Genomic DNA, 11725 nt, shown 5'->3' with positions numbered 1-11725 from the left:
AGACATGGCTAACGAAACGAACGTCCCAATGCCAAAACCGACCACGCTCGAAGGCTGGGTCAAGCTTCTCGATGGCGTGCGCCTGCCGATTCCGCAAGCCAGTCACGACCGGGTCTGCAAAGCCATCCGCGATAGCCGCAGCTCGCTGCGCGACATTGCCGAATTGATGCAGGACAGCCCGGCCCTGGCCTTGAGCGTCATTCGCGAAGCCAATCGCCACACCCATGGCAGCATGGCCACGCCGGCTGAAAACCTTGAGGTGGCGATCAATCGCCTCGGTTTGAAACGCACCGAAGAATTGCTCGAGCGCTTGCCCGCCGCCCCCCAATCGGAAATCCCCGCCGCCCTGCGCCAGCTTCAGTTGATCAGCCAGCACGCCACTCAACAGGCCAACGGTTTTTTTGCCAGTCGCCTGGCGCGGTTGTGGCAAGACATCCACTGGGGCAGCCTGCTGTTTCTCTCGCCACTGTGGCCCATGGCGTTGACCCATCCACAGTTGCTTGAAGAGTGGGAGCTGCGGGTCATCCATAAAGGTGAGTCGGCACGCACAGTCGAAAAGCAATTGTTCGGCGTGCGCCTGCTGGAAATCTGCCTGGCGCTGGTGGATACCTGGCACCTGCCGATCTGGGTGCAGCAAGGTTATCGACTGCTGCGCAGCGAGCAACGTGAACTGGTGAAAGTCCTGCGCATCGCGCGTGACAGCGACCACCCATTGCGCCAACAGAACCGTCTCGACGACGACCCGACGCTACGGCGCTGGCTTAATCAACCCGCCAACACCGTGCTGCTGGCCAATGGTCTGGCGTTGTCGGCACAACAGGCCTGGGACAGTCCTCACTGTGAACGCTGGCAGTTCCTGACCAGCCTTTACCTTCAAATACCGATGGATGAGGTGCAACAACAATTGCACCAGCAAGCCGCCAACAGCGCCCGCCAACACGCCATGCCGGACCTCTGGCACCCGGCCGAAGCGCTGATCTGGCCGTCGGGCATCAATCGTGTTCACGGCGGTCTGCTGCCGGCCCCGGCACCGACTGCAGAAGATCTGGCGAAGTGGCGTAAACAATGCGCCGAGTTGCTGGTGGAGCCGAGCCGTTTTACCAATGCCATGCACTTGACCACATCGGCCCGAGACGCCCTGGTGGCGTGCGGCATGCGGCGGGTGATGATCCTGATGGCCGACCGCACGCACGCTAATCTGCGTGTGCACCAGACTGCCGGGCTGCCCAAAGAAGTGGCCGGCCTGAACCTGGTGGTCAGCCAAAGCACCGTACTGCAGCGCCTGCTCGCGCAACAGGCCCAGGTGCGCCTGACGCCGGCCAACAACGCACAATTCTCGGCCCTGCTACCCGCCAGTCTGTGCGCGCTATTCAGTGGCGAACACCTGTTGTTACGCTCACTGGTCAACAACGGCCGGGTGATCATGATCGTGGTGGCGGATCAGGGTGGCGGGCCGTTCTCGGAAATCACCGTGCAGGCATTCGGCAAAACTGCGCAGTGCATCGAGAAAGCCCTGCACAGCTTTAGTCACCGCTAGAGTCCGATGCCGGTGTAGCCAGCCTCGCAAGCTCGACAGCTGCTACGGCCCGGTATTAACCATCAGGGCCTGCCATCCGTTATTTCCTGCCCCAAAATAACTGATAACTGGCCTTCATGACGCTGCGCTACAATCCTCCCCTTTGTGCTCTGGAGACCTCACATGTCTGACTTCTCTGGCTTGGCGCTGGTGATCGAACCGAGCGACCTGCTCCCGCGTCTCGACTCCCGCGAACTGATTCTGGTGGACCTGACCAGCAGCACCCGCTATGCCGAAGGGCATATTCCCGGCGCACGCTTTGTCGATCCAAAACGCACTCAACTGGGTCAGGCGCCCGCGCCAGGCCTGCTGCCGACCCACGCCGCACTTGAAGCATTGTTCGGCGAACTGGGACACAACCCCGATGCGGTCTACGTCGTTTATGACGACGAAGGCGGCGGTTGGGCCGGGCGCTTTATCTGGCTGCTGGATGTCATCGGCCACAACAAGTATCACTACCTCGACGGCGGTCTGCCGGCCTGGCTGGCAGAAGGCATGCCCATGTCGATCCAGATCCCGCCAGCGGTCGGCGGCCCGGTCGCCCTGACCCTGCACGACGAACCCACCGCCACCCGCGAATACCTGCAAAGCCGTCTCGGTGCCGCCGACCTGGCAATATGGGACGCACGCGGGCCGCTGGAGTACTCCGGCGAGAAAGTGCTGGCGGCCAAGGGCGGGCACATCCCCGGCGCGGTCAATTTCGAATGGACTGCCGGCATGGATCAGGCACGCAACCTGCGCATCCGCACCGACATGCCGAAAATCCTGGAACAACTTGGCATCACCAAAGACAAAGAAGTCATTACCCACTGCCAGACTCACCATCGTTCTGGCTTCACCTATCTGGTGGCCAAGGCGCTCGGTTATCCGCGGGTCAAAGGCTACGCCGGCTCCTGGGGCGAATGGGGTAACCATCCCGACACGCCCGTAGAGATTTAAGGTTTTTTAAGGACAGTTATGAATAAGCGTTTGTTTATCCTCAGCCAATACCTGCTGCCCCACCACTTGCTCTCGCGACTGGCCGGCTGCATTGCCGAATGCCGCGTGCGCTGGTTCAAGAACGCCCTAACCGCCTGGTTCGCCAAGCGTTATCAAGTGGACATGTCCCAGGCGCTGGTCGAAGACCTGACGGCTTACGAGCACTTCAATGCGTTCTTTACCCGCGCCTTGAAAGACGGCGCTCGTCCGCTGGATCAAACCCCGGGCGCGATCCTCAGCCCGGCCGACGGCGCCGTCAGCCAGCTCGGCCCGATCGAACACGGCCGTGTCTTCCAGGCCAAGGGCCACAGCTTCAGCGTGCTGGAATTGCTGGGCGGTGACGCGGCCAATGCCGCGCCATTCATGGGCGGTGATTTCGCCACCATTTACCTCTCGCCCAAGGATTACCACCGCGTGCACATGCCGCTGGCCGGCACCCTGCGCGAGATGATCTACATTCCTGGCCGCATTTTCTCGGTCAACCAGACCACCGCTGAAAACGTACCGGAGCTGTTCGCGCGCAACGAGCGTGTGGCGTGCATTTTCGACACCGAGCGCGGACCGATGGCCGTGGTGCTGGTGGGCGCGATGATTGTGGCGTCGATCGAAACCGTCTGGGCCGGCCTGGTCACACCGCCAAAACGCGAGCTGAAAACCTTCCGCTACGACGAAGCGGCCCGCGCGCCGATTCACTTGGAAAAAGGCGCGGAACTGGGGCGTTTCAAACTCGGCTCCACGGCGGTCGTGCTGTTCGGGCCGGATCAAGTGAAATGGGCTGAAGGGCTGGGCGCTCTTTCGCCTGTGCAGATGGGCCAGGGCATCGGCCTGCCAACTGCCTGATCCCTCGATCCGATCCCACGAACACCTTTCGTGGGATCGGACATTTCCTCCCTCTGCGCCCCCTCCTCCAGCGTTCATAGCTGCTACAGTCAAAGTCATTCGTTGCCCATTTCCCGGTCGGAGTTTGTCCACGGCATGAATGAGACCAATCCTGCCCTGCTGCTGCGCGCACCGATCCCGATACAGTCGCGCCTGTCTTTCTGCGAAGCCACGCCACGCGACCTCAAGCGCTGGATCGCCAACCTGCCCAAAGCCAACATTGGCGAAACCGCTCGCCAGTTGTATCAAGGCTTGAGCGAACTCAACCAACTGTTCACACCCAGCGACAGTCGCCTGCAAATGCTCGAACTGCTTCGGCCCGAGGTGTATTACGTCTGCAAGCACCTGGAACGGCATTTCCTGCATCAGGCGATTGTGCTCGACGAGCGTTCGCGCAAAATCGCCAACCTTTGCCAGGCGTTGCAGAGCCACTTGGCGATTGGCTACAAACAGATCGTCATCCGCATTACACAGTGTTTCAGCAAGGACCGTGCGCCGCTGCTGACCCAGGCGTTGCAACGGGCGATCCATTGCCTGAACGGCGCGCTGATCCGCGCCACTCAGCTCTATTGTCCAGTGCCCGAGGGCTTGTGGCTGGAACTGCATCAGCTGTATCGGATCGGCTGTCAGTTTCAGCTGCAACATAAAAGTGTGCGCGACGACCTGGCCAGCCAGACGCAAAACCTGACCGTCGAACAAACCTACGTCGTCGCCCTTCTGCTGGGTGCTTCACGCTGCAATCAACTGCGCCAGAACCAGATCGCCCGGCTCGCCGGGGCGCTGGAGTCCTGGAGCCAATGGATCAGACTGCAACCGGCCAAACCGGACAACGGACTGTTTGCCGTTGCCCCGGATTTCGACACCGGACCGCGTTACCGTTCCAAGTTCCTGGCCGAGCAACAGGAGCGTTTGCTGGGAATCGACCCGCGGCCTCTGGTCGCGGCCATCGAAACCCATCTGCAACAGTCGGCCGACCAGGCATCGTCGCTGCCCGTTCCGGCGGGGCTGAGCCTGGACACGCTGCAACACCTGCATGCCGCCTGGGGCCAGGCCGCCGAGCGCAGTTTCCGGCGTACCGTCGGTCACGGCACGTTGACCCTGTGCGTGGGCATGAGTGCCTTGCACTTTTATCTCAGCGGCAAACGCTCGTTCAGCGACATCCTGAAAAAGCCGGGCGCCCGTCCCGCGCAGTTCTCGGCTGCCGCACCGGCAGGTCGCGCCAAAGACCAATGGAACAAGGCCTTCGACGCCGCCCCTCACGGTACGGCAGACACGTTGCTGCCTTACGAGGAGATCGAATACCCGCACCCTCAGAACGATGACAATCACAAGGCGACCGACCAGCACTTCCCGACCTATACGCTGCCGGTGATCAATCACAGCCCTGGCGGTTATTGCCTGGCCTGGCCCGGCGCGGTGGCCGCCGAGCTACAGGCCGGCGAGATGGTCGGCATCGAAGATACTGCCAGTCAAGGCTGGAGCATTGCCGTGGTGCGCTGGATTCGTCAGGTGCGGGGCGGCGGAACACAGATGGGGATCGAACAGGTGGCGCCTTGCGCCGAACCCTGTGGCCTGCAGCTGGTGCGCACCCGTGATGAGCGCAGCCAATATCTGCGCGGCCTGCTACTGCCCGCCATCAGCGCCATTGACCTGCCGGCCACCCTGCTCACTCCGCGCCTGCCGTTCCAGGAAGGCAACGAGGTGTTAATCAACACCAACGGCCAGGAGTGCCGGGCCGGGCTGGAGCGACGGGTGGCGAGCACCAACAGTTTCAATCAGTTCGCCTACCGATTGCTGGAAGCGACCAGAAACGAAAACGCCGCACAAGGCGGCGTGGTCGGTGCAGCGCAAGAGTTTGATTCGTTGTGGAAGTCGCTTTGAGTGTCGGGCATTTAATCGGCGGTGATGCCTTCGCGGGCAAGCCTCGCTCCTACGGATCCGCGCAAATCCTGTAGGAGCGAGGCTTGCCCGCGAAGAGGCCCGCCCAGACAACCTGAAACTCAGAGCTGCCCGTCGCGATCCCGGAAACCCAGCAGGTACAGCACGCCATCCAGCCCAAGGGTGGAAATCGCCTGCTTCGCCGATTGCTTGACCAGCGGTTTGGCGCGGAACGCCACGCCCAGCCCGGCAATCGCCAGCATCGGCAGGTCGTTGGCACCGTCACCCACGGCAATCGTCTGCTCCAGACGCAAACCTTCCTTGTGCGCCAATTCACGCAGCAAATCCGCCTTACGTTGCGCATCGACAATCGGCTCGACCGCCACGCCAGTGACCTTGCCGTCGACCACTTCCAGTTCGTTGGCGAACACATAGTCGATGCCCAGCTTGGCCTGCAGTTGCTTGGCGAAGTAGGTGAAGCCGCCCGACAGAATCGCGGTCTTGTAGCCAAGACGCTTGAGTTCGGCGAACAGGGTTTCGGCGCCTTCGGTCAGGCGCAGGGAAGCGCCGATAGAGTCCAGCACGCTGACGTCCAGCCCCTGCAGCAAGGCCAGGCGCTCCTTGAAGCTGGCGCGGAAGTCCAGCTCGCCGGCCATCGCCCGCTCAGTGATCGCGGACACCTGGTCGCCCACGCCGGCGGCCTTGGCCAGTTCGTCGATGACTTCGGCTTCGATCAACGTCGAGTCCATGTCGAACACCGCCAGACGGCGGTTACGGCGGAACAGCGAATCTTCCTGGAAGGCGATGTCGACGTTCAGCTCTTGCGCGACGCTGAGGAATTCGGCCCGCAGCGCTTGCGGGTCAGCCGCCTCGCCGCGCACGGAAAACTCGATGCAACCCTTGCCCTTGTCGGCCGGGGTGTCCAGCGGCATGCGCCCGGACAGACGATCGATATGGTCGATGTTCAGACCATATTTGGCGGTGATCGAACTCACTCGCTGCAATTGCTCGGCGGTCACTTTGCGGGTCAGCAGGGTGACGATGTGGCGTTTCTTGCCCTGATTGCCGACCCACTGCTGGTAATCCTCTTCGGACACTGGCGTGAAACGCACCTGTTGCTCAAGCTCATAGCCTTTGAACAGGATGTCTTTGAGCACCGAGTTGCCTTGCTCGGTGTCGGGAATTTCAACCAGGATGCCGAACGACAGGGTGTCGTGGATCACCGCCTGACCGATGTCGAGAATGTTCACACCACCCTGGGCCAGAACGCCGGTTATGGCCGCAGTCAGACCCGGACGGTCGACTCCCGTGATGTTTATCAGGACGATTTCGCGCAAGGCGCACCCCCGCAGGTGGAAAAAAACCGCATTCTACCCATTTTCAATGACCATCGGGCACCGCGAGCGCTTTGACGGTCTATGGCCTGTCGCTATACTGCGCGTCAACTTCACGGACTAAAGAGCCGAGCTCAAGTGAACCGGCCCACGCCAGTAAAAACCGATAACTTCTTTCTGCTGATCTTCCGGGCACTGCGTCATCGCCGTGTACCGATCGCATTGCGCATTGCCAGCCATAACGTGATCCTGGTCGCCCTGGCCCTGGTGATCTATGCCTGTGTGATGGGTTTGCAATTCAAGCAGGCCATGCACGAGCAGGCGGATGCCCTGGGCGAAAGCCTGACCACCCAGACGGCTACGTCGGCCACGGAGCTGTTGGTGTCCAATGACATCCTCAGCCTGAACGTGCTGCTCAACAACCTGACCAAGAACAAGCTGGTGGCCCATGCCGCCATCTACAGCGTGGATAACCGCATCCTCGCCGAAGCCGGTCAGCGCCCCAAGCACGGCCTGCTGGGCGAAGCCGAAGGCATGTACCAGAGCAAGATCACCTTCCAGGACGTGACCGCCGGGCAACTGCGCATCAGCCTGGACATGGATCAGTTCCAGCAGCCGATGACCATCAGCCTGCAAAGCATGGGCATTCTGAGCGCGATTCTGCTGGCGCTGTCCCTGGCCTTGAGCCTGCGCCTGGGACGCAATATCTCCACGCCGCTGCTGCAATTGCGGGTATGGCTGCGCAATATCGACGAATACACCCCGGCCACCGAGCGCCAGGACGAGGTCGGCGACCTCGCTCGTCAGTTGCACGCCAATTTCGCGCCGGAGCCGGCCGAGCCTGAACCTGCGCCGGAACCCGAGTTCGACGACAGCGACGACGATGAAGACGCCGATCCGGCTTTCGAAGTGCGTAACCTGCGCGATCCGGGTTTCGATGAAGCCAGGCCTGTGGCCGGCCTCAAGCCTGCGTCACGGCGGATTGTCAGCACCGTCGAAGACGATGAGGACGACGAAGATCCGTTTGCCGATTTGCGTGATGAGTCGGCCGACAGCGCGCCGAAACCCGTCGCAAGGCCGCCGGTATCAAACGTACCTCAACACAGCGCGGTACTGGCGGTACAACTGGGCGCCCAGGATCAACTGCGCCGCCTGCCCCGCGCACGCCTGGAAGAGCTGCTCAAACGCTACCGCGATTGCCTCGATCAGGCCGCGTCGCTCTACCAGAGCGAACTGCACACCCTGAACGATGGCAGCACGCTGATGCTGTTCCACACCGAAGACAGCGGCGATGACTACCTGACCAACGCCATTTGCTGCGGTGAGTTGCTGCGCGCCCTGGGCCATCAGTTGCAGATCGAAGTCGCCGACAGCGGCATCACCCTGCAATTGCAGCTGGGCCTGACACTGGGTGACGAACTGTTCGGCTTGAGCCAGATTGATCTGCTGCTGACTGAAACCGCGCAGGACGCCCTGGCCCTGTCACAACACAGCCGCAACTTGTTGCTGGTGGAGCGCAAGATCAGTGACGACGCGCTGATTCGCCAGCGTGCGCGGATCCGGCCCATTGCAAGCCCTGAGGGTGCGTGCTGCGTAGAACGCTTGATGGAGCCGTATCCATCGATGCTGGAACGGCAACTGGCGCGGATGCATGAGCGCCGGGCATAAGCCTTAGCCCTGCTGTAAAAAATCCCGCAGATGAGTGATCGTCTGCGGGCTGATCGCTCCCATGCGCCGCGTGGGAATGCCTCCAGGGACGCTCCGCCGTTCCAGCCCCACCTCATACAGAACCTGGCACCGATGTGACGCAGAGCGTCACGGGCGGCATTCCCACGCAGAGCGTGGGAATGATCAGTACGCGCCACAAACAACAAAGCCCGCACAAGGCGGGCTTTGTTCTGGACTCAATCCAGGCTCAGAACCTGAACACTTCCATGTCCGTACGAATCGGTGAAGCCATCGGGATCTTCTGTTGCTTCTCCGGCTCTGCTGCCGGGGCCACAGGCTTGGCGGCCGGTTTGCGCGGCGCTTCGGCGATCGGTGGCTGGTTGGCCAGCGGCTTGAGCGCTGTCGACAGTTGCTCGGCCAGACGCTGCAGCAACACACCCTGAGCCTGAACCTGAGCCGCCGTGCCGCCGGTGTGCTGCTCTTGCAGATGAATGATGCGGTTATCACGCACCTGACCACGACGATCGATCAGACGCCATTGCGCATCAAGAATCGCCGGCTGCGACTTCCCCGAGTCCAGACGGGTGATCGTCAGCAGAACCTGAACATCCGGCGTGAAGCCCACTGTCGCAGGCGCCAGGACAACGCGTTGGCTGTCCAGATGACCGGCGACCTGACGCAGCAACAGCTGATCGATGTCCGACGACAGGCTGCCCGCCCAACGACCGTCGGTCGATGCTTGAAGGCTGCCATCCGGTTGACGCTGCAACAAGGTTTCGCGTTGCAGGTAGTCCGCAACCGTTACCGGGCCCAACAATACCGCCATGCCCGCGCTTTGCGCAGGCTGAGCCGGACTTCCGCTGTCCAGTTGATACAGCGACACCGGCCGGTGCACGCTGCAACCCGCCAGGCCAAGAACGCCGGCGAGCATCAAAATAAAAGGAAGGCGCAGAGCAGTCATCGTCCCATCCAGGTGGCTGCCACAAGGCTCACCACAGTGAAAATACTCAAAAAATATGAAGAACACTCGGCTACGCCGGCGCTTGAAAGGCCATATCATCCGTGAATATGCGTTCCGACTCCAGCGCCAAAGCGTCGATCTACGCGTTAAATCGTAGATCGAGCGCTCTAGGACGCTTAGTTGAGGTTTTCGACGAACAGCGCATCCACCCTCTGAAAGCCACGTGGCAGTTTGTTACCGCGACGTCCACGCTCACCTTTGTAGTGTTCAAGGTCGTCCGCCTTCAGTGACAAGGTACGTTTCCCGGCCTGCAGCACCAAGGTGGCACCGTCCGGCAAAACGGCGATGTCCGTGACATATTCTTCGCGACTGGCAACACGTTCACCGGAAATTCCGATGATCTTATTACCTTTACCTTTACCCAATTGTGGCAGATCGCTGATTTTGAAGATCAACAGGCGACCTTCGGTGGTCACCGAGGCCAGCCAGTTGTGCTCACGATCGGCCACCGGACGCGGCAGGATCACCTTGGCGTTGTTCGGCAAGCTCAACAGGGCCTTGCCCGCCTTGTTCTTGGCTTGCAGGTCTTCGCCCTTGACCACGAAACCGTAACCGGCGTCGGACGCGATGACGTACAGCGCATCGTCTTCAGGCATCAGCACGCATTCGAAGCTCGCCCCTGGCGGCGGCGTCAGGCGGCCGGTCAGCGGTTCGCCCTGGCCACGGGCCGATGGCAAGGTGTGGGCCGCGACCGAATAACTGCGGCCGGTGGAGTCGATAAACACCGCAAACTGGTTGGAGCGCCCGGCTGCCGAGGTCTTGAACCCATCCCCGGCCTTGTAGGAAAGACCGGTGGCGTCGATCTCGTGGCCCTTGGCGGAGCGAACCCAGCCTTTTTCCGACAGCACGACCGTCACTTTCTCGTTCGGCAGCAGATCGTGCTCGGTCATCGCCTTGGCTTCAGCGCGCTCGACGATGGGCGAACGACGGTCATCGCCGTAGGTTTCGGCGTCCTTGATCAGCTCGCTGCGTACCAGTTTCTTCAGCTTGGCTTCGCTGCCCAGCAGGGCTTGCAGCTTGGCCTGCTCCTTGAGCAATTCATCCTGCTCGGCGCGCAGCTTCATTTCTTCCAGTCGCGCCAACTGACGCAAACGGGTGTCGAGAATGTAGTCGGCCTGGATTTCGCTCAGGGCGAAGCGCTCAATCAGGCTGGCCTTCGGCTGCTCCTCGGTACGGATGATGTGGATCACTTCATCCAGGTTGAGATAGGCAATCAGCAAACCGTCCAACAGGTGCAGGCGACGCTCGACCTTGTCCAGGCGAAATTGCAGGCGTCGACGCACGGTGCGCACGCGGAACTCCAGCCATTCCACCAGCAATGCACGCAAGTTCTTGAGCTGCGGCTTGCCGTCCAGGCCGATGATGTTGATGTTGACCCGGTAGCTGGACTCCAGCTCGGTGGTCGCGAACAGATGCTGCATCAGCGCTTCGTGATCGACCCGGCTGTTGACCGGAATAATCACGATGCGGCAAGGGTTCTCGTGGTCCGACTCGTCGCGCAAGTCCGCGATCTGCGGGGCTTTCGACGGTTTGGCCTGCATCATCGCGGCAATCTGCTCGAGCACTTTGGCACCCGACACCTGATGCGGCAGCGCCGTCACGATGATGTCGCCGTCTTCGACGTGGTACACCGCGCGCATGCGCACAGAACCGCGACCGGTTTCGTAGATTTTCAGCAGGTCGGCGCGCGGCGTGATGATTTCCGCTTCGGTCGGATAATCCGGACCCTGAATGTGTTCGCAGAGTTGCTCGACCGTGGCTTTGGGCTCATCGAGCAAGCGCACGCAAGCGGTCGCGACTTCGCGCAGGTTATGCGGCGGGACGTCAGTGGCCATGCCCACGGCGATCCCGGTGGTGCCGTTGAGCAGGATGTTCGGCAAACGGGCCGGCAACACCAAAGGCTCTTCCAGGGTGCCGTCGAAGTTCGGGCCCCAGTCCGCGGTGCCCTGGCCCAGTTCGCTGAGCAGCACTTCGGAATAACGCGACAACCGCGCTTCGGTGTAACGCATGGCCGCGAAGGACTTCGGATCGTCCGGCGCACCCCAGTTACCCTGGCCGTCGACCAGCGTGTAGCGATAGCTGAACGGCTGGGCCATCAGCACCATGGCTTCGTAGCACGCCGAGTCGCCGTGAGGGTGGAATTTACCGAGCACGTCACCGACGGTACGCGCCGACTTCTTGTGCTTGGAATCGGCGTCCAGCCCCAACTCGCTCATCGCATAGACGATGCGTCGCTGTACCGGTTTCAGGCCGTCGCCGATATGCGGCAAGGCACGGTCCATGATCACGTACATGGAGTAGTTGAGGTAGGCATTTTCGGTGAAGTCAGCCAGTGACCGGCGTTCTACACCGTCCAGGCTGAGATCAAGGGAGTCGCTCATGCGGGCCTCA

Annotated in this window: 8 protein-coding genes; 5 read left to right on the top strand and 3 right to left on the bottom strand. The window is 61.4% G+C overall.

Annotated elements, in window-relative coordinates; all coding sequences use genetic code 11:
• Positions 1 to 4 precede the first annotated feature (4 nt).
• From HCU66_RS05660 to HCU66_RS05645, 4 genes are all read left to right on the top strand, one after another.
• On the top strand, positions 5 to 1537 hold the full coding sequence (locus HCU66_RS05660; RefSeq protein WP_205887554.1) for an HDOD domain-containing protein: 1533 nt from the start codon (positions 5 to 7) through the stop codon (positions 1535 to 1537).
• A 162-nt stretch (positions 1538 to 1699) separates the two neighbouring features.
• Positions 1700 to 2515: a thiosulfate sulfurtransferase gene (gene rhdA / locus HCU66_RS05655; protein WP_205887553.1), complete on the top strand. Its 816-nt coding sequence runs from the start codon at positions 1700 to 1702 to the stop codon at positions 2513 to 2515.
• 18 nt (positions 2516 to 2533) lie between these two features.
• On the top strand, positions 2534 to 3394 hold the full coding sequence (gene asd / locus HCU66_RS05650; RefSeq protein ID WP_205887552.1) for an archaetidylserine decarboxylase: 861 nt from the start codon (positions 2534 to 2536) through the stop codon (positions 3392 to 3394).
• Between the two features lie 135 nt (positions 3395 to 3529).
• On the top strand, positions 3530 to 5314 hold the full coding sequence (locus tag HCU66_RS05645; RefSeq protein ID WP_205887551.1) for a molecular chaperone: 1785 nt from the start codon (positions 3530 to 3532) through the stop codon (positions 5312 to 5314).
• 119 nt (positions 5315 to 5433) lie between these two features.
• Here the strand turns inward: HCU66_RS05645 and serB are convergent, their stop codons facing one another.
• Complete coding sequence (gene serB / locus HCU66_RS05640) at positions 5434 to 6648, bottom strand: phosphoserine phosphatase SerB (RefSeq protein WP_007939616.1); 1215 nt, start codon at positions 6646 to 6648, stop codon at positions 5434 to 5436.
• Positions 6649 to 6783: 135 nt separating this feature from the next.
• Here serB and HCU66_RS05635 point away from each other — a divergent pair, with 135 nt between their 5' ends.
• Positions 6784 to 8313, top strand: coding sequence for an AhpA/YtjB family protein (locus tag HCU66_RS05635; protein WP_205887550.1), 1530 nt, complete (start codon positions 6784 to 6786; stop codon positions 8311 to 8313).
• A 247-nt stretch (positions 8314 to 8560) separates the two neighbouring features.
• Here the strand turns inward: HCU66_RS05635 and HCU66_RS05630 are convergent, their stop codons facing one another.
• Together HCU66_RS05630 and parC are read right to left on the bottom strand one after the other, a co-directional pair.
• Positions 8561 to 9274, bottom strand: coding sequence for a PqiC family protein (locus HCU66_RS05630; protein ID WP_205887549.1), 714 nt, complete (start codon positions 9272 to 9274; stop codon positions 8561 to 8563).
• A gap of 176 nt (positions 9275 to 9450) precedes the next feature.
• A complete protein-coding gene (gene parC / locus HCU66_RS05625; protein ID WP_205887548.1) occupies positions 9451 to 11715 on the bottom strand; it encodes a DNA topoisomerase IV subunit A in 2265 nt (754 codons plus the stop codon).
• Between the last annotated feature and the right edge of the window lie 10 nt (positions 11716 to 11725).

This window comes from Pseudomonas frederiksbergensis, from assembly GCF_017114915.1.
Classification (GTDB): domain Bacteria; phylum Pseudomonadota; class Gammaproteobacteria; order Pseudomonadales; family Pseudomonadaceae; genus Aquipseudomonas; species Aquipseudomonas frederiksbergensis_I.
Note: the sequence above shows the minus strand (reverse complement) of the source record. Positions and strands in the feature narration are given on the sequence as shown.

Excerpts from the sequence above, each read along its gene's own strand:
- HCU66_RS05660 (WP_205887554.1), top strand. The coding sequence starts at position 5 with ATGGCTAACGAAACGAACGTCCCAATGCCAAAACCGACCACGCTCGAA.
- rhdA (WP_205887553.1), top strand. The coding sequence starts at position 1,700 with ATGTCTGACTTCTCTGGCTTGGCGCTGGTGATCGAACCGAGCGACCTG.
- asd (WP_205887552.1), top strand. The coding sequence starts at position 2,534 with ATGAATAAGCGTTTGTTTATCCTCAGCCAATACCTGCTGCCCCACCAC.
- HCU66_RS05645 (WP_205887551.1), top strand. The coding sequence starts at position 3,530 with ATGAATGAGACCAATCCTGCCCTGCTGCTGCGCGCACCGATCCCGATA.
- HCU66_RS05630 (WP_205887549.1), bottom strand. The coding sequence starts at position 9,274 with ATGACTGCTCTGCGCCTTCCTTTTATTTTGATGCTCGCCGGCGTTCTT.
- parC (WP_205887548.1), bottom strand. The coding sequence starts at position 11,715 with ATGAGCGACTCCCTTGATCTCAGCCTGGACGGTGTAGAACGCCGGTCA.